This window comes from Flavobacterium gilvum, from assembly GCF_001761465.1.
Classification (GTDB): Bacteria; Bacteroidota; Bacteroidia; order Flavobacteriales; family Flavobacteriaceae; genus Flavobacterium; species Flavobacterium gilvum.
The window spans coordinates 1,456,273-1,478,339 of sequence record NZ_CP017479.1; the positions used below are offsets into that span (position 1 = coordinate 1,456,273).

23 protein-coding genes and 1 riboswitch are annotated in these 22,067 nt (G+C 35.3%); of the genes, 9 read left to right on the top strand and 14 right to left on the bottom strand.

What is annotated here, in order from left to right; genetic code table 11:
• The first annotated feature begins 1 nt into the window (after position 1).
• Together arfB and EM308_RS06090 are read left to right on the top strand one after the other, a co-directional pair.
• A complete protein-coding gene (arfB, locus tag EM308_RS06085; RefSeq protein ID WP_035641514.1) occupies positions 2 to 406 on the top strand; it encodes an alternative ribosome rescue aminoacyl-tRNA hydrolase ArfB in 405 nt (134 codons plus the stop codon).
• A gap of 359 nt (positions 407 to 765) precedes the next feature.
• On the top strand, positions 766 to 2,949 hold the full coding sequence (locus EM308_RS06090; RefSeq protein WP_035635149.1) for a TonB-dependent receptor: 2,184 nt from the start codon (positions 766 to 768) through the stop codon (positions 2,947 to 2,949).
• Between the two features lie 229 nt (positions 2,950 to 3,178).
• Here EM308_RS06090 and EM308_RS06095 read toward each other — a convergent pair whose 3' ends face one another.
• Positions 3,179 to 3,598, bottom strand: coding sequence for a Rieske (2Fe-2S) protein (locus EM308_RS06095; RefSeq protein ID WP_035635146.1), 420 nt, complete (start codon positions 3,596 to 3,598; stop codon positions 3,179 to 3,181).
• Positions 3,599 to 3,765: 167 nt separating this feature from the next.
• Here EM308_RS06095 and greA point away from each other — a divergent pair, with 167 nt between their 5' ends.
• The 3 genes from greA to EM308_RS06110 all read left to right on the top strand — a co-directional run bounded on the left by greA (position 3,766) and on the right by EM308_RS06110 (position 5,948).
• Complete coding sequence (greA, locus tag EM308_RS06100; RefSeq protein WP_035635155.1) at positions 3,766 to 4,242, top strand: transcription elongation factor GreA; 477 nt, start codon at positions 3,766 to 3,768, stop codon at positions 4,240 to 4,242.
• Between the two features lie 78 nt (positions 4,243 to 4,320).
• Positions 4,321 to 4,710, top strand: a complete 390-nt coding sequence (locus EM308_RS06105; RefSeq protein WP_035635144.1) for an HIT family protein — start codon at positions 4,321 to 4,323, stop codon at positions 4,708 to 4,710.
• A gap of 71 nt (positions 4,711 to 4,781) precedes the next feature.
• A complete protein-coding gene (locus EM308_RS06110) occupies positions 4,782 to 5,948 on the top strand; it encodes a transglutaminase domain-containing protein (protein WP_035635141.1) in 1,167 nt (388 codons plus the stop codon).
• A gap of 223 nt (positions 5,949 to 6,171) precedes the next feature.
• Here the strand turns inward: EM308_RS06110 and EM308_RS06115 are convergent, their stop codons facing one another.
• Positions 6,172 to 7,317, bottom strand: coding sequence for a sensor histidine kinase (locus EM308_RS06115; protein WP_035635138.1), 1,146 nt, complete (start codon positions 7,315 to 7,317; stop codon positions 6,172 to 6,174).
• 264 nt (positions 7,318 to 7,581) lie between these two features.
• Between EM308_RS06115 and EM308_RS06120 the strand changes: the two genes are divergently transcribed.
• From EM308_RS06120 to aat, 3 genes are all read left to right on the top strand, one after another.
• Positions 7,582 to 8,469 (top strand): flavin reductase family protein, encoded by an 888-nt coding sequence (locus tag EM308_RS06120; RefSeq protein WP_035635135.1) that lies wholly within the window; start codon positions 7,582 to 7,584, stop codon positions 8,467 to 8,469.
• Between the two features lie 22 nt (positions 8,470 to 8,491).
• Complete coding sequence (locus EM308_RS06125; RefSeq protein WP_035635133.1) at positions 8,492 to 8,866, top strand: DUF3127 domain-containing protein; 375 nt, start codon at positions 8,492 to 8,494, stop codon at positions 8,864 to 8,866.
• Positions 8,867 to 8,999: 133 nt separating this feature from the next.
• Positions 9,000 to 9,650, top strand: coding sequence for a leucyl/phenylalanyl-tRNA--protein transferase (gene aat, locus EM308_RS06130; protein ID WP_035635130.1), 651 nt, complete (start codon positions 9,000 to 9,002; stop codon positions 9,648 to 9,650).
• Between the two features lie 66 nt (positions 9,651 to 9,716).
• Here the strand turns inward: aat and EM308_RS06135 are convergent, their stop codons facing one another.
• The 11 genes from EM308_RS06135 to EM308_RS06185 form a co-directional block, all read right to left on the bottom strand.
• Positions 9,717 to 10,427 carry a HesA/MoeB/ThiF family protein gene (locus tag EM308_RS06135; RefSeq protein WP_035635128.1) on the bottom strand — a complete coding sequence of 237 codons (711 nt, stop codon included), beginning with the start codon at positions 10,425 to 10,427 and terminating at the stop codon, positions 9,717 to 9,719.
• A 118-nt stretch (positions 10,428 to 10,545) separates the two neighbouring features.
• The gene (thiH, locus tag EM308_RS06140) at positions 10,546 to 11,682 is read right to left on the bottom strand and encodes a 2-iminoacetate synthase ThiH (RefSeq protein ID WP_035635126.1); all 1,137 of its coding nucleotides are present in this window, start codon (positions 11,680 to 11,682) and stop codon (positions 10,546 to 10,548) included.
• A 117-nt stretch (positions 11,683 to 11,799) separates the two neighbouring features.
• A complete protein-coding gene (locus EM308_RS06145) occupies positions 11,800 to 12,576 on the bottom strand; it encodes a thiazole synthase (RefSeq protein WP_035635123.1) in 777 nt (258 codons plus the stop codon).
• Positions 12,557 to 13,195, bottom strand: a complete 639-nt coding sequence (locus EM308_RS06150) for a thiamine phosphate synthase (RefSeq protein ID WP_035635120.1) — start codon at positions 13,193 to 13,195, stop codon at positions 12,557 to 12,559. The genes EM308_RS06145 and EM308_RS06150 overlap by 20 nt, the downstream gene beginning before the upstream one ends.
• Complete coding sequence (locus tag EM308_RS06155) at positions 13,188 to 13,937, bottom strand: hydroxymethylpyrimidine/phosphomethylpyrimidine kinase (protein ID WP_035635119.1); 750 nt, start codon at positions 13,935 to 13,937, stop codon at positions 13,188 to 13,190. Before EM308_RS06155 ends, EM308_RS06150 begins: the two co-directional genes overlap by 8 nt.
• Positions 13,910 to 14,509 (bottom strand): thiamine phosphate synthase, encoded by a 600-nt coding sequence (locus EM308_RS06160; RefSeq protein WP_035635117.1) that lies wholly within the window; start codon positions 14,507 to 14,509, stop codon positions 13,910 to 13,912. Before EM308_RS06160 ends, EM308_RS06155 begins: the two co-directional genes overlap by 28 nt.
• Positions 14,510 to 14,530: 21 nt before the next feature.
• Positions 14,531 to 16,354 (bottom strand): phosphomethylpyrimidine synthase ThiC, encoded by a 1,824-nt coding sequence (gene thiC / locus EM308_RS06165; protein ID WP_035635152.1) that lies wholly within the window; start codon positions 16,352 to 16,354, stop codon positions 14,531 to 14,533.
• Between the two features lie 90 nt (positions 16,355 to 16,444).
• Complete coding sequence (gene thiS / locus EM308_RS06170) at positions 16,445 to 16,651, bottom strand: sulfur carrier protein ThiS (protein ID WP_035635115.1); 207 nt, start codon at positions 16,649 to 16,651, stop codon at positions 16,445 to 16,447.
• 65 nt (positions 16,652 to 16,716) lie between these two features.
• Positions 16,717 to 16,812, bottom strand: a riboswitch (TPP riboswitch).
• 120 nt (positions 16,813 to 16,932) lie between these two features.
• Complete coding sequence (locus EM308_RS06175) at positions 16,933 to 17,490, bottom strand: DNA-3-methyladenine glycosylase I (RefSeq protein WP_035635113.1); 558 nt, start codon at positions 17,488 to 17,490, stop codon at positions 16,933 to 16,935.
• On the bottom strand, positions 17,490 to 18,194 hold the full coding sequence (locus EM308_RS06180) for a hypothetical protein (RefSeq protein ID WP_035635111.1): 705 nt from the start codon (positions 18,192 to 18,194) through the stop codon (positions 17,490 to 17,492). Before EM308_RS06180 ends, EM308_RS06175 begins: the two co-directional genes overlap by 1 nt.
• A 139-nt stretch (positions 18,195 to 18,333) precedes the next feature.
• On the bottom strand, positions 18,334 to 19,392 hold the full coding sequence (locus EM308_RS06185; protein ID WP_035635109.1) for a Ppx/GppA phosphatase family protein: 1,059 nt from the start codon (positions 19,390 to 19,392) through the stop codon (positions 18,334 to 18,336).
• 219 nt (positions 19,393 to 19,611) lie between these two features.
• Between EM308_RS06185 and EM308_RS06190 the strand changes: the two genes are divergently transcribed.
• Positions 19,612 to 20,853: an MFS transporter gene (locus EM308_RS06190; protein ID WP_035635105.1), complete on the top strand. Its 1,242-nt coding sequence runs from the start codon at positions 19,612 to 19,614 to the stop codon at positions 20,851 to 20,853.
• Between the two features lie 235 nt (positions 20,854 to 21,088).
• Here EM308_RS06190 and tsf read toward each other — a convergent pair whose 3' ends face one another.
• Positions 21,089 to 22,051, bottom strand: coding sequence for a translation elongation factor Ts (tsf, locus tag EM308_RS06195; RefSeq protein ID WP_035635102.1), 963 nt, complete (start codon positions 22,049 to 22,051; stop codon positions 21,089 to 21,091).
• Positions 22,052 to 22,067: the final 16 nt, after the last annotated feature.

The following is a 22,067-nucleotide window of genomic DNA, read 5'->3' on the forward strand; positions in this document are numbered from 1 at the left end:
AGTGGAAATTCAAACTATCCTTTCTGAGGTAAAATATAAAGCAGTAAGAAGCAGTGGTGCTGGAGGTCAAAACGTGAATAAAGTTTCGTCTAAAGTGGTGCTGACTTTTGGCTTGCTTAATTCTCAAGGATTATCAGATGAGGAAAAACTTTTGTTGGAAAATAAAATTGCCAACAGATTAACTTTCGATCAAATTTTAATTTTGAGTTGCGATGAAGACCGAAGTCAGCTCAAAAATAAAGCAATTGTAACAAAGCGTTTTTTGGATATAATAGCTGCGGGTCTTGTAATTCCAAAAATTAGAAAAGCCACAAAAGTTCCAAAAGCAGCCATCAAAAAAAGAATCAAGGATAAAAAGAATATTTCTGAGATTAAAAAATCACGTAAAAAGCCAGACTTGGATTAAATGCCAAATTCCAAAAAAACAAATAAAGTTGTTTTTCTCTTAAACCATTAAGATATTAAGGTTCATTAAGTTCGAAAACTTAATTTTCTTAATATCTTAATGGTAAAAAAAACATTTTACTTTTTATTGGAATTTGAAGGATAATTTGTTTTTTGGATTTTAACACCTTACCTTTGCAATGTCTCAAAGGGGTGCTCCAAATAACGAGCTGAGATCATACCCAAAGAACCTGGGCGGGTAATGCTGCCAAGGGAAAAAACGACAAAAAATAGCGTTTGAGCTAATTGTTTGTCGTAGGATAATTATTTATTAATTTAACAAAAGAATAATTCCCCCTTTTATTCGTAATCAATTTACGGATGAAAAATTCAATTTATTTAAAAAGTTCAAAGTGTGAAATTCAAAGTAAAAAGACGAAATTTTCTTGTCTTTTCTCTATTTTCTTTTCCCTGTTTTCTTTTCTCACTTTTGCGCAAGTAAAACAACAAGACTCAACAAAGGTAAATCAATTGGACGAAGTCTTGGTTTCGGCGGTCAGAGTTACTACAAAAACGCCTGTTTCTTTCAGTGATTTGGATAAAAAAGATATTGAAACCCGCAATTTAGGGCAAGATGTTCCTGTTTTGATGAATTTTCTTCCCTCTGTCGTGACTACTTCTGATGCTGGAAATGGTGTGGGTTATACTGGAATTCGGGTACGTGGAAGCGATGCAACTCGTGTGAATGTAACTATCAACGGAATCCCATACAATGATGCTGAAAGTCAGGGAACCTATTTTGTCGATATGCCAGATTTTGCATCTTCTGTTCAGAGTCTACAATTGCAACGTGGGGTAGGAACTTCTACAAATGGAGCTGCGGCTTTTGGGGCGAGTTTGAATATGCTGACCGATTCGTATTCGGATAAAGCTTCGGGCGAAATTTCGAGTTCAGCAGGAAGTTTCAATACGTTTAAAAATACGGTGAAATTCAGCACCGGTTTGATGAATGACCATTTTGAAATTGCGGGTCGTTTGTCTGTCTTGAAATCTGATGGTTATGTCGATAGAGCGACTTCGGATTTGAAATCGTATTTCCTGCAAGGAACTTATGTAGGGAAAACAACTTTGATCAAAGCATTGGTTTTTGGTGGAACCGAAAAAACCTACCAAGCTTGGTACGGCGTGGATGCGGCAACTTTGGAAAGTGACAGAACTTTCAACGCGGCAGGAATGTTTACGGATGAATTTGGTAACGCTCGTTTTTATGACAATCAAACCGATAATTACCAACAAGACCATTATCAATTGCACTGGAACGAAAAACTTTCGGACAAATGGAGCACAAACCTAGCTTTTCATTATACCAAAGGAAAAGGTTATTATGAAGAATATCAGGAAGACCAAGATTTTGCAAAATATGGTTTATTGCCAATTGCGGCTGCGCCAACAGTAAACACAACAGATTTGGTGCGTCAAAAATGGTTGGACAATGATTTTTACGGAACCACTTTTTCTGCCAATTATAAAGTAGATAACTGGGATGTTATTCTTGGCGGAGGATGGAACAAATACGAAGGCGATCACTTCGGGAAAGTAATTTGGGCAAGATTTGCTTCGACAAGTGAATTGGGAGATCATTATTATGATGATTTTTCGACAAAAACAGACGGTAATGTTTTTGCAAAAGCAAATTATAAAATCGCTGAAAAATGGAGCTTGTTTGGAGATTTGCAATTGCGAAATGTAACTTACAAAGCCAATTCAGATGAAACAGGTTTGGTCGATGATAATTTTAATTTCTTTAATCCAAAAGCTGGGGTTACTTACGAATTGAATCAAACTAATAGTTTGTATTTTTCGTATGCCAAAGCGCACCGCGAACCCAATAGAACTGATTATGAAAATGGTAGTCCGAAGCCTGAAAAGTTAGACGATTATGAATTGGGATGGCGTTTGAAAAGCGAAAAATATGCATTTAATGTCAATGGATATTTTATGAAATACAAAGATCAATTGGTTTTGACTGGAGAATTGGATGATGTTGGCGCGCCGATACGAGCTAATAGTGGTGATAGTTACCGATTGGGATTGGAAGTAGATGGTGCAGTGAAATTTGACAAACACTGGATGATTTCGCCAAATTTTACTTTGAGTAATAATAAAAATATCGATTTTGTTTCTACTGACGAAAGTGGAAATTTGGTTAATTTGGGACAAACCCATATTGCATATTCACCCAATTTTGTTGCTGGAAATATTTTGACTTTTTCACCAATAACACTGTTGAAATTGAGTTGGTTGTCTAAGTTTGTTAGCGAACAATACATGAATAATATTGATGATGCGAGTGGTAAATTGAAAGACTATTTTGTGAACGATTTTAATGCGAGTTATGAAATTAAGACGGCTTCTATTTTCAAATCGATTATGATTAATTTATTGGTGAATAATATGTTCAATGTAGATTATGTTTCGAATGGAGCTGATTACGGTGGAGGATTTGTTTATTATTATCCACAAGCGGGGACTAATTTTTTGGCCGGAATGACGCTTAAATTTTAAATTCGGGTTTACTTTAAATGAAAAAATCCTGAGAGTTTTATATGAACTTTCAGGATTTTTTGTTTTAAATGATGTTGTTTGGCTCGCGAGTAAAGTTTATTTTTTCTCGCAAAGACGCAAAGACGCTAAGTTTTGAAGTGTTTTCTTTGCGCCTTTGCTTCTTTGCGAGAACTATATTCTGAAAGAAATTTGAAAAAAATTGTTAGCTTATTATAGCACCCAAAGACTATTAGTTATAAACTCGGATAAGCGTTTCGTTTACTACCTGAACGCGATATTGTTTTAAAGGATAAGACGTATTGGGAGCTTGGCCCGAAAACAAACTGTATTCTTTTTTGTCACAGGAACAAAGAGCATTCACTCCTTTTATGGTCATTGCGGCACAGCTACCGGCTTCCTGATTGGGACAAGCGGCATCGAAAGCATTGTAGCCACTACCAGTGTTGAATACGATTATACCACTAACTCCAACTCCCGAATAATAAATGGCATTGCTGGCATATTTTAAGGGGGAGTATGTAGGTAGATTGAGGTTGAGGTCTACCGAGAAATTGTAATTGGGCAGATTAGGATTTTTATTGGAATTTTCGTTATTGCTGCATCCTATAAAAATAAGGGATGTTATAATTAAAAGGAGGTATTTTTTCATTATTATAAATTAAGTATAAAGTATTAGCGAAACAAATTTAATTTATTTAACTTTGAAATTGTTATGATTAACATATAATTGTAAACTAGAAACAAAAATATAGTATCTTTGTGGAAAGAAATCCCGTCCTGATGGGATTTTTTCTATTTTATATAAATGATGAAATTATGAGCGCAGTATCGTATTACACAGCAGAAGGATTAAAAAAATTAAGAGAAGAATTAGATCAATTAAAAAACATTGAAAGGCCAAAAGCTTCGCAAGCCATAGCAGAAGCTAGGGATAAAGGTGACTTGTCTGAAAATGCAGAATATGATGCTGCCAAAGAAGCTCAAGGAATGCTCGAAATGAGAATTGCTAAGCTGGAAGAAATACACGCCAATGCAAGATTGATTGATGAGTCTAATCTGGACTTGTCTAAGGTTTTGGTTTTATCAAATGTGAAAATCAAAAACCAAAATAATGGTATGGAAATGAAATACACTTTGGTCGCCGAAAGTGAAGCCGATTTGAAAACTGGTAAAATATCGGTTACATCTCCTATCGGTAAAGGTTTGTTGGGTAAAAAAGTAGGCGAAGTTGCCGAAATTACTGTACCTAACGGTGTTTTGAAATTTGAAATTTTGGAAATTTCAAGAGAGTAAATTTTAAGTTATCAGTTGTCAGATTACAGTTTTTGCAGTTTATTTTCTTTATTCTAAACGCTATAATCTAAAATAAGAATGAGTACTATTTTCAAAAAAATAATTGACGGAGAAATTCCTTGCTACAAAGTGGCAGAGGATGAAAATTTCCTGGCTTTTCTGGATATAAATCCTAACGCAAAGGGACATACGCTTTGTATTCCGAAGAAAGAAGTTGACAAGTTTTTTGATATCGACGATGAGTTATATTTGGGATTAATGGCTTTTTCCAAAAAAGTTGCAATTGCCTTAGAAAAAACGGTTCCTTGCAATAGAGTAGGGATGGCGGTGATTGGACTCGAAGTGCCGCACGCACATGTTCACTTAATCCCGCTGAATGAAATGGGAGAAATGACGTTTAGACACAAAGTTAGTTTAACTAAAGAAGAATTTGAATCTTTGGCGAAAAGCATTCAATCGAATTTGTAATAAAATATAAAAGATAAAGAACACGAATCGTTTAAAAGGTTCGTGTTTTTTTGTACCTCAAAAGAATGGTTATGAAGCACTTGTTTTTGTTTCTGATGTTTACGATTATCAGTTTTGGTCAAACCAAAAATATTTATGCTTCGGTTGATGCCAAAATGGATAAAATTCCTGGTGATTTAAGTACAACCACAGCAGGAATTGCTCAATATATCGATGCTAATTTCAAATCAGATAATGACAAAATTAGAGCTGCGTTTTATTGGACGGGTTCAAATATCAAGTATGATATTGAGAATATAGGATCTATTGATTACAAAGAAATTTCGCAGGACAAAATAAAAAACACGGTGCTTACCAAAAAAGGCGTTTGTATTCATTATGCCGAAGTTTTTAATGATATCATAAAAAAATTAGGCATAAAATCTTATATCGTTTATGGTTACACCAAACAAAATGGAAAAGTTGATATACTTTCGCACGCTTGGTGTGCTGCCAGAATTGATGGCGCTTGGTGGCTGTTTGACCCAACTTGGGGGGCCGGTTATGTTACTGATAAGAAGTTTTATAAAAAGCTGAACAACGCAAATTATAAGGTTGCACCAAGTCAATTTGTAACGAACCATATGCCCTTTGATTATTTGTGGCAGTTTTTAAATTACCCAATTACGAATCAGGAATTCATTGATGGGAAAACCCAATTGGACAAAACAAAACCTAATTTTGATTTTGTTGCTCAAATAGAAGCGTATGATAAAATGTCGGATTTGGAAAAGGCCAAAGCATCTTTAGTGCGAATGGAGAAGAATGGTGTCAAAAATAATTTGATTAAGGAAATGGTTGTTTCCAAAAGAAGTGAAGTTGAGGCTGTTCAGAATAATGAAGCGATGGATAAAATGAGGGTAATCAGTGATGATTATAATTTGGCAATAAACATGTTTAATGATTTTATTAATTATCGAAATAATAAATTCAAACCAACTTTGCCCGATGAAGAAATTAAATCGATGATTGATTCTCCGAAACAAAAAATACTAGACTGCCAAAACCGAATTTATAAAATTGGTTCATATAGTAGTGAGAATTATGCCAATGTGAAATCTTTAAAAGAGGCTATGATTGACGTTCTCAAGCAAATCGAAGTGCAGGAAAAATTTGTGAATGATTATTTGAACAAAAGTAAATTGGCAAGAAAAACAATGTTTACCAAGTTGACTTTCATGGGAGCTCCGTTAAGATAAAATCAATTAAACATATATTTTTTTTGAACCATATAAGTCATTTAAGTTTTTTTTATTGAATAAAATAAAGTAAAAAGGATAGTTCATTTAAGAAGAGAAACTAACACTTTTTGACTTATATTTTCTTTTTAATCACCAACAGAATAAAAGCTTAAAAAACTTATATGACTTATATGTTTAAAAAATTAAATATTGATTATTTTAGAATATAGCAGATAAAAATTTACGATTTTTTTAAACTAATTTGCATCGTAGTTCCCTTCCCTAACTCGGAATGCAAGACTCTGATTGTGCCTTTGTGGTATTCCTCGACAATTCTTTTAGTTAAGGAAAGTCCGAGTCCCCATCCTCTTTTTTTGGTGGTAAAACCGGTTTCAAAAATGCGTTGGAATTCCTTTTTTGGGATGCCACTTCCGGTGTCGGTTACGTTTATTTTTATATGGTGAATGTCTTCTTCTATTTCCATTGACAATTTTCCACGTCCTTTCATGGCGTCGATGGCATTTTTGACCAAATTTTCTATCGTCCAACTGTGTAATGTAGGATTCAGGAATATGTTTATGGGTTTTGAAGGACCTTTAAATGAAAATTCAATTTGATCCGAAAAACGGGAAATGAGATAATTATAAGATTGTTTGGTTTCTTCAACCGCATCTTTTAATTCTAATTTTGGCTCGGAACCAATTTTAGAAAAACGATCGGTAATGGTCTGTAAACGCTCGATGTCTTTCTCTATTTCGTGGGTAATGGAGTCGTCTATGTTTTCCATTTTTAAAATTTCAAGCCAGCCTATCAAGGAGGAAAGCGGAGTGCCTATTTGATGGGCAGTTTCCTTTGCCATTCCCGCCCATAATTTGTTCTGAGTTGATATTTTATGGCTGAGGTAAAAATTGTAAATAAGAATCCCGCACAATACAATGATGAGCGACAAAGCAATTGGGTAATATTTAAGTTTGGCAATCAGTGATGAGTTTCCATAATATAGCTCCTGATATTTTCCGGGAGCATAAATGATTTTTATGGGGTCGTTTTGACTTTTTAATTCGTTTAGATATTCAAAGGCTTTTTTCTTGCTTTTTATTATTTCATCATCAATATTTTTGTAGTTTATGATGCTGTCGTTTTCAGTTAAAATCAATGGAATAGTAGTGTTGTTGTCGAAGATTTGCAGCGGTAAGTCGACTTCTGTATTTTCCTGGGCATTGATTAAAGTTTTTGTAGCTGTAGCCCAAAGGTTCATTTTTATTCTTTCTTCGTTTTTGAATATTTGAAAAAAGGTATAAGTATTCCAGAGGATAATGGCGATTATCGAAAAAGAAATGAAAATGATAATCCAACGTATCGGATTGCTGTTTTCGGAAAAATTCATAAATGTAAATTTGAGGTATAAATATAACGAAATATTAGACTTAGGATTGTGTTTGGATAAAAATTGGTTTTTTTGATTTTAAAAAAAGGAATTGTTCTTTTTTTAACCATTAAGATATTAAGGTTCATTAAGTTTTTAAGCTTAATGAACCTTAATATCTTAATGGTTTAAAGAGAAAAAACAACTTTGTTTTTTCATAATATAATTGTTGAATATTCGATATTCTAATGGCGATTTTGTTATTTTTGTCCAAAGAAAAAATGTATGATTAGCATTGATCCAAAAAGTATTGATACTGTAAAACTACAGGGATATTTGCAAAGCGCTGTTGGGCCTCGTCCTATCGCTTTTGCCAGTACCATAGGGAAAAATGGTGTTCCAAATTTGTCGCCTTTTAGTTTTTTCAATGTTTTTAGTTCCAATCCGCCAATTCTAGTTTTTTCGCCCGCAAGGAGGGTTAGGGATAATTCGGTAAAACATACTTTAATCAATGCCGAAGCAAATGCTGAAGTGGTTATCAATGTGGTGAATTATGATATGGTTCAGCAGACTTCTTTGGCAAGCACAGAGTACGCCGAAGGGATTGATGAATTTATAAAATCAGGGTTTACACCAATTCCGTCTGAGGTCGTTAAACCCTACAGAGTAAAGGAATCTCCTGTACAGTTTGAATGCAAAGTGATTCAGATAATTCCTTTGGGAAAAGAGGGAGGAGCAGGAAATTTAATCCTCTGTGAAGTCGTTCGGATGCATATCAATGAAGCCATTCTTAATGAAAATGGAGTGATTGATCAGTACAAAATTGACTTGGTTTCCAGGATGGGAGCCAATTGGTATTCCCGATCCAATCAAGGATTGTTTGAAGTGCCAAAACCGCTGACTAATCTTGGTGTTGGAGTTGATGCTATTCCCGATTTTGTAAAAAATAGCCCGGTTTTTGACGGGAATGATTTAGGGATGTTAGGGAATATTGAAGTCTTGCCTACTAAAGAGGAAGTTAGTATATTTGTAAATCAAAATTTTGCAGTAAAGGCTGTTTTGAGTTCGGATGACCTTGAAAAACAGCACTTGGAAGCTAAAAAATATCTTTTAGAGAATGATGTGCTGTCGGCATGGAAAGTGCTTTTAGCTAAAAAAATAATATCAAAGTAACAATAATAAAAACAAAAAGAAGATGGAAGTATTAGGAAAAATTAAAGTTGTTAATCCGGAGCAACAAGTAAGTGCGGCGTTTAAAAAAAGAGAATTGGTTGTTACTACTGATGAACAATATCCGCAACACATTTTGATTGAATTTACGCAGGACAAATGTGATTTGCTAAGCAGTTATAATATTGGTGAAGCTGTAAAAGTTTCTATCAATTTGAGAGGGAGAGAATGGGTAAACCCACAAGGGGAAACAAGATATTTTAACAGCATTCAAGGTTGGAGAATCGAAAGATTGGCTGCAGAAGCACCAGTTCAACAAGCGCCACCAATGCCGGCCGCTGCAACTTTTGCACCAGCAACTAACTTAAACGAAGAAGAAGCAGACGATTTGCCATTCTAGGAAATAAATTTCAATTTTTTAAGTTCCAAATTCCAATTACGTATTTTTAATTGGAATTTGGAATTTCTTTTTTTATTGAAATTTGAAATTGAAATTGCCATTGATTTTTGAATTTGATTTTTGCTATTGAAAAATGTATTATTTATCCAAAGCTTTATTTTTCCCTCCCGTTTCCCATGCCGATAGTGATGGGATTTTGGCTGTTGGTGGTGATTTATCCATGGAACGTTTACAATTAGCTTATCACAGCGGTATTTTTCCTTGGTTTAATGAAGGCGAGCCTATTATTTGGTGGTCGCCCAATCCCAGAATGGTGCTTTTTTTTGATGAATTGATTGTTTCCAAAAGTATGCGAAACGTCCTCAATAGAAACATTTTTAGAGTTACGTTTAACCAAAATTTCAGAGATGTTATTTCCAATTGCCGACAGGTAAAACGAAATGGGCAAACTGGAACATGGATTACCAATGAAATGATTGAAGCTTATTGCAAATTGAATGAAATGGGATTGGCAAAATCAGTCGAAGTTTGGCAAAACGAGGAATTGGTTGGCGGATTGTATGGTATTGATTTGGGACATATTTTCTGTGGAGAAAGTATGTTTTCGTTGGTTTCCAATGCTTCCAAAGTGGCGTTTATTACTTTGGTAAATCAACTGAAAAAAGACAATTATCGCTTGTTGGATTGCCAGGTTTATAACGAACATCTCGAAAGTTTAGGTTGCAGGGAAATTGAAAGGGAAACTTTTATGGCAATTTTGAAAGAGAATAAATTTTTACATTAAACATATAAGTCATATAAGTTCATTTAAGCTAGACTTAAATAAAACGAAAACTTATATGGTAAAAATTTAAAAAGTCAGCTTTGTAAAACTCCAATCCAAAGTTTTATACAAAACCAATTCGTTTTTTAACGTCGGTAAACCCATTATCAGTTTCAAGGTCTCGTGAGCCATCATTGTTCCAATCATTCCCGGTAAAGTTCCCAGTACACCATTCAAACTGCAATTCGGGACATCTTTCGGGTTGGGTGGTTCCGGAAATAAATCACGTAGATTTTTACTTCCGCTATGATTGAAAACAGCCAATTGTCCTTCAAATCCCAAAATACTGCCATAGATTAACGGTTTGCGCAAGTTTACGCAAGTGTCGTTGACCAAATAACGCGTTGCAAAATTGTCACAGCCATCAACAATTATATCAAAATCTTTAATAATTGATTCGGCATTCTCAATGGTTAGTTTTTCTTCAAAAGCCAGAACCCGAATTAGCGGATTAAGTTTCTCGATAGTTGCTTTTGCCGTTACGGCTTTAGGTAATCCGATTTGGTCTTCTGTATATAAAATTTGACGGTGCAAATTGTGAATTTCGATTTTATCAAAATCTACTATGCCAATGGTTCCCACTCCAGCGGTCGCAATGTATTGCAAAATAGGGCAGCCCAAACCTCCGGCACCAATGACCAAAACTTTTGCTTTTTTGAGTTTTTCCTGTCCTTCATCACCTATTTCAGGAAGAATTGTTTGTCTGTTGTAGCGAAGAAATTCTTTGATAATGCTCATTGGGTTTTAGATTTTTGATTAACGATTTTTGATTTTAGATTGAAAAGAAATCTATCAGTTTTGCTGTTGTTCGAGTTAGATTAAAGAATAATTAAAGGTTTTGCCTATAAATCTGAAATCAAAAATCGTTAATCATAAATCTGCCATCATAACTTTTGTCCCAATCTTTCCAAACGGGTTCATACCCTTTATCACTAATTATTTGTGCAATTTCTTGAGCTGAGCGTTCATCGCTAATCTCAAATTGCTCCAAAGATTGCGGATCTACAACATAACCACCGGGATTGGTTTTAGAACCTGCACTCATGCTCGTAGTGCCAATTGGGATAATGTTGTTTCTGAATTTTTCGTTTTCACGGGTCGAAATGGAAATCTCCAAATCTTCATTCCATAAACGATAGGCGCAAATCAATTGCGTTAAATCTTTATCATCCATTATAAAATTGGGTTCGATGATTCCTTCGGCGGGGCGCAATCTTGGGAAAGAAACCGAATATTTGGTTTGCCAATAGGTTTTTTGCAAATAATCCAAATGCAGCGCATTGAAAAAACTGTCTGTTCGCCAATCTTCCAAACCCAATAACACGCCAAGTCCAATCTTGTGAATTCCCGCTTTCCCAATTCGGTCTGGGGTTTCCAAACGAAAATCAAAATTGGACTTTTTGCCTTTGGTATGGTATTTTTTATACACTTCCTGATGATACGTTTCCTGATACACCAAAACAGAATATACTCCGGCTTCGTGCAACTTTTGGTATTCTTCGGTAGAAAGCGGCTGTACTTCTACCGAAATAGTGGAGAATTGTTGTTTTATTTGCTCAATCGCATTTAGAAAATAATTGATATTTACAGTGTAATTGGCTTCTCCAGTAACCAATAATACATGGTCAAAACCGGCAGTTTTCAGGGCTTCGACTTCCTGTTTTATTTCGGAATCAGTTAATGTTTTGCGCTTGATTTTGTTGTCGAGGCTGAATCCGCAATACGTACAAATATTTTGACATTCATTGCTTAAATAGAGAGGAGCATACATTTGGATGGTTTTGCCAAAGCGTTTTTTTGTCAATTTATGGCATTCTTGTGCCATTTGTTCCAAATAATTTGCGGCCGTCGGCGAAATCAAAGCTAAGAAATCATCTAGGTTTCTTTTGCTTTTTGCCAATGCCTGTTCCACTTCTTTTGTGGAAGTCTGGTATATTTTGGCTTGGATGCTATTCCAGTCGTATTTTTCAAAAACCGATTTGAATGTGTTCATTTTTTTGTTTTTTTACCGCAAGGTTCGCAAAGTTTTATATCGTGAATCTAAAGTTAAGTTCGCTAAGCTTTGCGGGCTTTGCGTTTTTTCTTTGTGAACCTTGCGGTTAAATAAATATTACTCATACAAAAACGCCGTCAAAGGACTTGAAGCAACCGCTAGATTTACCTTTTGAGCCAGTTTCGCTTCGTAAGCTTTTCTTCCGGCAATAACGGCTTCTTTAAAAGCTTCTGCCATCAATTTTGGATTTCCGGCTACAGCGATGGCGGTGTTTACCAAAACTGCATCTGCACCCAATTCCATTGCTCTTGCAGCATCGGATGGAGCGCCAATTCCTGCGTCAATGATTACAGGAACTTTACTTTGCTCGATGATGATTTCCAGAAAATCAATGGTTTTTAATCCTTTGTTACTCCCAATAGGTGAACCCAAGGGCATAACGGCTGATGTTCCTGCATCTTCCAGGCGTTTGCATAAAACAGGATCGGCATGTATGTAAGGCAGAACGATAAACCCTAATTTTGCCAGTTCTTCTGTGGCTTTCAGGGTTTCGATGGGATCCGGCATTAAGTATTTCGGGTCGGGATGAATTTCGAGTTTCACCCAATTGGTTTCTAATGCTTCGCGAGCCAATTGTGCGGCAAAAACGGCTTCTTTGGCATTTCTTGCGCCAGATGTATTCGGTAATAAATTGATTTTTGGATGTTGTAAATGAGTCAAAATTGCATCAGTTTCGGTTTCCAAATCAATTCTTTTCAGTGCCACAGTAACCAATTCGCTTCCTGAGGCCAAAATAGCTTCCTCCATTTGTTGATTGGAACCAAACTTTCCGGTTCCCAAAAACAAACGTGATTCGAGTGTTTTGTCTCCAATTTTAAACAATGATGTTCCCATATAATTTTTCGTTAAGTTGTGTGATGATTTCTAATTTATCATCACTTTTGGTAATAATTCCCGAAACTGCAATACCGTGAATCCCAGTATTCATCAGCGCATTGACATCTCCCAAAGTAATTCCGCCAATTGCATAGACAGGTGTTTCAATTTGAGCTTGTTTCATTTGTGCGATTATGGAACGATAGCCTTCCAGTCCCAGAATTGGACTAAGTTTGCTTTTGGTTTTTGTGAATTGAAAAGGCCCTAAACCTATATAATCACAACCATTTTCTGTTTGATGGATTATATCTTCAAAAGTATTTGCTGTGGCTCCAATGATTTTTGTTCTGCCTAAAATTGCTCTTGCTTCAGTAACTACCATATCCGAAAGGCCAAGATGCACACCGTCTGCATTGATTTGTTTGGCCAAATGAACATTGTCATTGATGATAAAATTAGCGAGGTATTCTTCACACAAAAATTTTATGGCTTCCGCCAAAGCAAAAGTTTTTTTGGGTTTTTGGTGTTTGAAACGCATTTGAATCCAATCACATCCATTGTCCAGAGCCTGATGGATATTATACAATTGTTCTTCGACGCTTTCTCCCTGTGAGATGTATTGTAATCTGTTATACATAATGGAATCCTAGTTTAGTTGGGTTTGATAATAAATAGTTTTCAGTATATGTTTTTGCTTTTTGACAAGCTGTTTTTAGTTCATGTCCTAAAGCGATATTAGCCGTAATGGCCGCTGATAATACACAGCCTGAGCCATGTTTTTCATAACAATCTTTGTTTGTTGGTACTAATTTGTAAGTGTTATTCGGAGTGTGTAAATAATCAACTCCAATTTCGTTTGGATTGTGACCGCCTTTTAGTAAAAGCCCCCGAACCTCTGAAGGAATGATATTGGAATTCAAATTAAAACCCGGAAATATTTTTTGCATTTCGTTGTAATTGGGTGTAATCAAATCTATTTTGGTCAAAATTTCATTTAAAAGCTTTTGATTTTTGATATCCAAAAAATTAAATTCGGTTGAAGATTTTAAAACGGTATCCCATATTATTTTAGTATTTGACGATTTTTTTTTAATTGCAAAAACAATTTCTTTCAGATAATCCAAAGAAGGAACAATACCTATTTTTATGGCTTCAATGTTGTAATTTTTCAATAAAACAGCTATTGATTTTAAAACAAAATTGACATCAGTCCATTGCATTTCAAAGAACTCATTTTCTGTTTGAATGGTGTTGCCAGTATTGATTGCAAAACCTTGTACCCTGTGTTGTTCAAAAGTTTTGATGTCTGCCAAAACTCCTGCGCCTGCCGAAGGATCAAAGCCCGCAATTGTTAATACGAAAGGACGATTTTTTGACATAATTTAAAATTTTCTATAGGTTTATTTGTTTTCCAAATGGTTCCCAAAAGGGCTACATTGTTAAAGCCCGTTTCAAGAACATATTTTAGATTATTAGCTTCGATTCCACCCAAGGCAATGAGTTTTGTTTTGAAATTTTTTCTCTTTTTTATCGCTTCAAATAAATCTGTTTCCGACTGATAATTTTCTTTGGAAATACTTGGAAAAACAGGACTTAAAAAAGCATAATCGAAAAAAGTGTCCAAAGCGTTGAAATCTTCAATTGAATGTGTTGAAGTTGACGCTGTAAACGGAGACCTAACAGGTTTTGAAAACCTGTTAGGTATATTGATTTCTCTGTTTTTTTCTGTAAAATGAATTCGGTTAATTCCAAAATCTTCTGCCAATTGATGATGACTGTGCAAAACCAATCGCTGTCTCCAATCCGATTTTATTTCAGACAAAAAAGATTTCATTTCGCCTTCCGAAAAATCAGGTTTCCGAATATGAAGCAATTCCAAACCTTCTTCAAATAAAGTATGAAGAATGTCTATTTCATCTTTTACCGAAAAAGGATTGGTAATGACAATCATATCTATTTTCTATTCTCTTTCTTAGCTATAAATCTCCTTTCCTTGCTCGATAAACTCCTCCGATTTGGCTGCCATTCCTTTTTCGGCATCGGCGACATCACGAATTTCTTGAGAGATTTTCATCGAACAGAATTTTGGTCCGCACATTGAACAGAAATGAGCAACTTTGGCACCATCAGCGGGTAAGGTTTCATCGTGAAATTCACGGGCAGTATCAGGATCTAATGACAAGTTAAACTGATCTTCCCAGCGAAATTCAAAACGGGCTTTGCTCAAGGCATTGTCACGGTATTGTGCTCCGGGATGACCTTTGGCTAAATCGGCGGCGTGTGCGGCAATTTTATAAGTGATAACACCGTCTTTTACGTCTTTTTTGTTTGGTAAACCAAGGTGTTCTTTTGGCGTAACATAGCACAGCATCGCACATCCATACCACCCAATCATCGCAGCTCCAATAGCAGAAGTAATGTGGTCGTAACCCGGGGCAATATCTGTAGTAAGAGGGCCTAAAGTATAAAACGGTGCTTCGTGACAATGTTCCAATTGTTTGTCCATATTCTCTTTAATCATGTGCATTGGCACGTGTCCAGGGCCTTCTATAAACACTTGAACATCGTGTTTCCAAGCTATTTTTGTCAGTTCACCGAGGGTTTCCAGTTCAGCGAATTGTGCTGCGTCATTGGCATCGGCAATTGAGCCGGGACGTAATCCGTCTCCCAATGAAAATGCAACATCATATTGTTTCATGATTTCGCAAATTTCTTCGAAGTGGGTGTATAGGAAGTTTTCTTTGTGGTGAAACAAACACCATTTCGCCATAATTGAACCTCCGCGGGAAACAATTCCAGTAACGCGGTTGGCGGTCAAATGTATGTAGCGCAATAAAACTCCGGCGTGAATGGTAAAATAAGAAACTCCTTGTTCTGCCTGTTCTATTAAAGTGTCTCGGAAAACTTCCCAAGTTAAATCCTCGGCGATTCCGTTTACTTTTTCCAAAGCTTGGTAAATAGGAACGGTTCCAATCGGGACGGGAGAATTTCGGATAATCCATTCTCTTGTTTCGTGAATGTTTTTGCCAGTGGATAAATCCATGATAGTATCAGCTCCCCAACGGCATGCCCAAACGGCTTTTTCTACTTCTTCTTCGATGCTTGAAGTCACCGCGCTATTCCCAATGTTGGCATTTATTTTTACTAAAAAATTACGTCCTACAATCATAGGCTCGCTTTCGGGATGGTTGATGTTGTTTGGGATAATGGCACGTCCTGCTGCGACTTCACTACGAACAAATTCTGGAGTTATTTTCGACTTTGGTGTATTGGCGCCAAAACTGTGACCGGAATGCTGACATTGCATCGCTTTCGTTGCATTTTCCAATTGTTCGATGCGTTGGTTTTCACGAATGGCAATGTATTCCATTTCGGGGGTGATAATGCCCTTTTTTGCATAATATAATTGCGAAACATTAGCTCCTTTTTTGGCACGCATCGGTTTGTGTAAGTACTCAAATCGAAGGTGATTTAGTTTTTCGTCTGCGAGGCGTTCTTTTCCGTAGTTTGATGTTATTTCGTTGAGTTCTTCTACATCGTTGCGGTCGAGAATCCATTGTTCGCGAATTCGAGGCAAACCTTTTCGAACATCGATTTCGATATTAGGATCGGTGTATGGCCCAGATGTGTCGTAAACTGTTACGGGAGGATTTTTTTCGACGTCTCCTTTGGAAAGTTTGGTGTCTGATAGATGAATTTCACGCATTGCCACTTTTATTGGGTGAATTTCGCCATCGATATAGACTTTGGTGGAATTGGTAAAAGGTTGTCTGGATATTTTTTCTTCGTTGTTCATTTTTTTTTTTTTTATTGAAAGATTGAAAGATTGAAAGATTGAAAAGATTCGAATCATTAAATTCTTAAATCTTTTAATCTTTAAATTGTTTTAACCGCCTTGTGTGGCGGATATGATTAAAATGTCGTCGGTTTCTTTTATGAGATGGGAGTTCCAATTGGATTTTGGAACAACGGTGTTGTTTATGGCAAGGGCGATTCCGTTTTGTTTTCCGGGAATTTCCAAGTCAAGAAGAGCTTGGACAGTTAGACTGTCTTCGGTAAATTGTTTGGTTTGATTGTTGATTTTTAGCTCCATTCCTTTTTGAATTTAGTATATAGTTATACTTTAGGAATGGCTGCAGCGGCATATAAAAATGCGAAAGAAGTCATCTTACTTTTTCCTACGCTAGTATGAACTAGATCAGGTTCGAGGGTAAAATCTCAGCCTACATTTTGTAGACACCCCTAAAGTGTGGAGCAAATGTAAATAAAAAAGTTTTAAAGTTTAAAGTTTTTAAAGTTTAAAACTCGCTGAAAATTAAGGGTTTTTGTGATATTTATGGAGAAGACTGTTTTCTGAAATCTATTTTCTGCGGTCTAATTTCTTTTCCAGCAGTCTTCCACATGATCATTGACCATTCCGGTGGCTTGCATGTGTGCGTAAACGACTGTGGAGCCAACAAACTTGAATCCGCGTTTTTTTAAATCTTTGCTAATGGTATCAGAAAGGGGAGTGGAGGCTTGAACTTCGCTAAGGTTTTTTCTATTATTTATAATGGGTTTTCCATCTACGAACCCCCAAATGTATTTGGAAAAGCTTCCAAATTCTTCCTGTATTTTTATAAAGGCCTGCGCATTGGAAACAGCAGAATTGACTTTGAGTTTGTTGCGGATGATTCCTGGATTTTCAAGCAATTCCTGAATTTTATCTTCAGAATATTGAGCTATTTTTTTATAGTCGAAATTATCAAAGGCAGTTCTGAAATTTTCTCTTTTGTTTAAAATAGTTATCCAACTTAAACCAGCCTGAAAAGTTTCGAGTAATAGGAATTCAAAAAGTTTAGGATCATCATAAACGGGAACGCCCCATTCTTCGTCATGGTATTTTTGGTATAATTCGCTAGAATTGCACCAGCCGCATCTTACTTTTTCCATTATTTGTTTATTTCCCAGTGGTAGCCTTTTACCGTAGGGATATAGGCCGACCCGTTGTTAAGAATCAATTCGGTGTATATTTTCTTGTTGTATTTGATGCCGATTGCACCTCCGGTAACATAGGTTTTGTTTTTTTTGAAACTAAAAATCATAGTGTCGTTTTGGAATTCGGCATCCGAAACTTTTTCGACGAGCCAAGTAGAACCCCAATTAAAATATAATTTATTTGGTCCTACGCAGGTTACTTTTTTTATCAAATCAACGGCTTCTTTTGGGAACTTATATTTTTCTATCAGTTCATTTTTAGAATATGATTTTCCTACTTCGGCATTTTTTAATAAGATACGCAAAGGAGAGTTTGGGGTGAAGTCTGTATTTGAAACTTTTGGAGGAACAGTTTGATTGGTTTGTGTTTGGCTGAGATTTATATTTTGAGGGTTTTCGTATTTTGGAGTTTTGGCGTTTGGCATTTGTCGCTGTATGGCAGCTTCTAGTCCGGAATCGGAATTTGTGATTGTGTTTTTGGTTGTAGTTGTTGTGTCAGATAGTGTTGCGTGTGTTGCTTCTGTGTTTGTATTTGTATTGCTGGGTGTAGCGCTCGAAGCCTCTGGGAAGTCTGTGTCTTTTTCTTCGGGTTCATTTCGTCCACAGCTAACTAGTGAGGCAAGAAATAGGTATAAAAATAGTATCTTGAAATTCTTCATGATTATCTTTTTGATTCTTTTTTCTCCAAATTTAACTTTTTTAATCCTCTTAAGAAACAGATTGGTTAAAAACAAATAAAATCCCAAACATTTAATGAATGGGATTTGATTTTTTATATGATTCGTCTGATGTTTTGTTCTAGTATATTTGTTTTACTCCTTTGGCATTGTCAAATACATAACTTACTAGCCAAGCAATTTGTCCTTGTTTTGCAAAGAAAATCTTTTTGTTTTGTATGTTAGGAACAACTTCAAGAGAAGTTTCCAAAAGGTTGAAAGCGGCTATTAACGATTTTTGTTGGTATGTATTCAATACCTTTTTGATTTCAGGATTGCTTTCAGAATTGGTAACAAATCTTTGGTAATTATTCTCGGCAATAGTTCTTATGGCCAGGATGTCATCGTATTGAACTTGAGTAAAGTTCTCTTCGGCTTTTGTACCATTTAGTAAAGTGTAAAAAGCCCAAGCGGCACCACCAGAGATGTAGATGTTGCTTTTGTCCTGTGATTCAGGTCTGCTAGTGTACATTTTTTTGAAACTTTCTCTTATGGTAGGTAAGTAATCAAATAAATTTTCATTGAATTCAAAAACTGTTTTTTGTTTACACTTTTTGTTGATGATTTCTGTTAAAGTCACTGTTCCAAGATCACATGAAATCGGGAAAAATACCGAAGAGTCGTTGATGTCTTTGGCATAACCGCCTTTTGTGTTTCCACCTCCTATGTCAATAATTACAGAATTCAAATAGTTTTTTGGTGGAATACAACCTCTCAAAAGTAATTTAGCTTCAAGAGATGAAGATATGATTTCGATTTTTTTATTGGTTAGCTCTTTTATTTTTGCTACTAAGTCACTGGTGTTTGTGGCCAAACCTACTCCAGAAGATCCAACTATAAAAATGTTTTTGTCTTCAATCTTGTATTCATTAAGCATTTTTTTGTAGTTGTTGAGAACTACAGTGCCAGCTTTGTCAATGTCTTCTTTTAAAAGTGTTCCGTCTATACCAATACCAGCAGCAATTCCTACATTTTCAGTCCAAAATTCTTTAACATCATATGTGTTTCGTCTAATGCTTTCAACCTGAAGAACGGTCATTTTTATACCTTTACTTCCTATTTCAATTCCTCCATAAAGTTGTGCCTGAGCCGAATAGGTAAGAATTAGGCATAATAATAAATAGTAGATTTTTTCTTTCATATTGTTTTGATTTGGGGGTTCATGCTTTTTGCAAATCTATATTAAAAATATATAAATTCCTTTTTTTTCATGTTTTTTTTAAATAACTTTTTTTTAAATCAAAATTGTTTTTAAAATGTTATCAAATAGATATGTTTTTTAACTATTTGATATTGATGGATTAAAAAAAAAACTATTTTTGTTAAAATTTAAAATTTTTTCCCCCAAAAAATTTAACCTATGATTAAAAAGTACTTCGAAAACTTTAATGATTTTCCCAGGGAAATCTGGATTCTCACATTAATTACTTTCATAAACAGAGCTGGGACAATGGTGATTCCTTTCTTGTCCAAGTACATGAAAGAAGATTTAAAATTCAGTTACAGTCAAATTGGCTGGGTAATGGTTTTCTTCGGAATTGGTTCTATGATAGGAACGTGGCTCAGTGGAAAATTATCAGATAAAATAGGCTTTTACAAAGTGATGGTTTTTAGTTTGTTTGCTAGCGGGATTGTGTTTATTTTGCTGCAATATGCGACAACTTTTGAGCAGCTTTGTGTCGGAATACTTGTGCTGACAAGTATCGCTGATATGTTTAGGCCGGCTATGCTGGTCTGTCTCAAGACAGTTACAAAAAAAGAGGATAGGGCAAGAGCCTATTCATTAACTCGTGCTGCGATTAATCTAGGATTTCTTTTTGGACCCGTTCTTGGTGGTTTGATTATTATGCAAATGGGATATGAGTATATTTTTTATGTTGATGGAATTACCTGCATATTAGCAATTATTGTTTTTGTGATTTTTGTGAAAGAAAAGAAAATGCCAATCCTAATCAGTAAACAGGAGAAAGAATTTAAGAAGGTTTCTGTCGTGAAAGACAGGCCTTTTATGCTACATTTGGGTATATGTCTGATAACAGGAATTTTGTTTTTCCAGATTTTTACAACCTTGCCTTTGTATCATAAAGTGAGATTCAATATGACCGAATTTGATAGCGGTTTGCTTTTGAGTTTGAATGGGTTGCTTATTTTGCTCTTTGAGTTACCAATTGTGAATTATGTTGGTAAAAATAAAATCAATAATCATAAAGTAATTTCTTTAGGATTATTGTTTATGGCCTTGAGTTTCGTTTTGCTTTTGCTTCCTTTTGAAGCTGTTTTGGTTCCTATGATGCTTTTTATGACCTGTGGAGTAATGTTGACGTTCCCTTTTGCGAATTCATTTGCAATGGATAGGTCGCATAAGCAGGAAGGAAAATATATGGCGGCTTTTACGATGAGTTATAGTTTTGCACATATTTTGAGTGCCAAAACTGGAATGGAAATCATTCAGCATTTGGGTTATGATTCCAATTGGTTGTTTATGGCTGGGCTTGGAATAATTGGAACATTGCTTGTTTTTAGACTTTCTAAAATGATTGAAAAAGAAGGTTTTGCAATGGTTTCTGTTGAAGTTAATTCGAATAATAGGAGCGTGTCTTAAATTTTAGTTTAAATAAAAGAAAAAACTTAAATAATTCGGTATTTGAAGGCGAAATGCAAATAGTTTCAGTTCAGTCAAAAGAATTATTTGTTTGATTTATGTCAAACATGGAATAGCTCTCTAGTTTTTTTGTGATTGAGTGGTTGTACAAAAAAATCCCATTTCATTCGAAATGGGATTTAATATGTGGAGAGATTCTAAAAATAGAAATCTCTGTCTTTTAAGCTAAATCAGATTATCCTAAAGTAACTCTTTTGAAACCTGTAATTTCAACGTTGAATCCTTTAACGTAATCACCAACTTTTTTACTGTCATCTTTGATGAAGTTTTGATCCAATAATGCTTTCTCTTGGTCCAAAGTAGTATTGTCAGAGATGAAACGTTGAACTTTTCCTGGAAGAATTTTATCCCAAATTTGTTCTGGTTTACCTTCAGCTTTTAATTCAGCTTTAGCATCTTCTTCAGCTTGTTTTAAAACTTCTTCAGTTAATTGAGAGAAAGAAATATATTTAGGAACATTTTTTAAAGTTTTTCCTAAACGTTTTGCCTCTTCATTTTCTTTTTCGATTACAGCAATACGAGCTGCAAGTTCAGAAGCAACGAAAGCAGGATCAAAATCTTTGTAAGATAATGTGTCAGCTCCCATAGAAGCAACTTGCATAGAGATATCTTTAGTTAAAACGTCACCATTAGCAATTGGAGCAGAAATTGCAGTTAATGCAGCAATTTTGTTAACGTGAACATAAGATCCAACGAAAGCACCTTCTAAGATTTCAAAACCGCCGATTTCGATTTTCTCACCGATAACGCCAGTTTGCTCGATTAATTTTTCAGCAACAGTAATTCCGTTGAAATCTGAAGCTAAGAATTCTTCTTTAGAAGAGAAGTTGATAGCTCTTTCAGCTAAATTTTTAGCCAAAGTTACGAAAGACTCATTTTTACCTACGAAATCTGTTTCGCAGTTTAAAGTGATGATAGCTCCTTTAGTTTTGTCAGCATTAACAAAAGAAACAGCAGCTCCTTCAGAAGACTCACGGTCAGAACGGTTAGCGGCAACTTTTTGTCCTTTTTCTCTAAGGTTTTGTATAGCTTTATCGAAATCTCCATCAGCTTCAACTAAAGCTTTTTTACAGTCCATCATTCCGGCACCTGTAGTTTGTCTTAATTTATTTACGTCTGCAGCAGTAATTGTTGCCATATTTTTTTTATTTTAA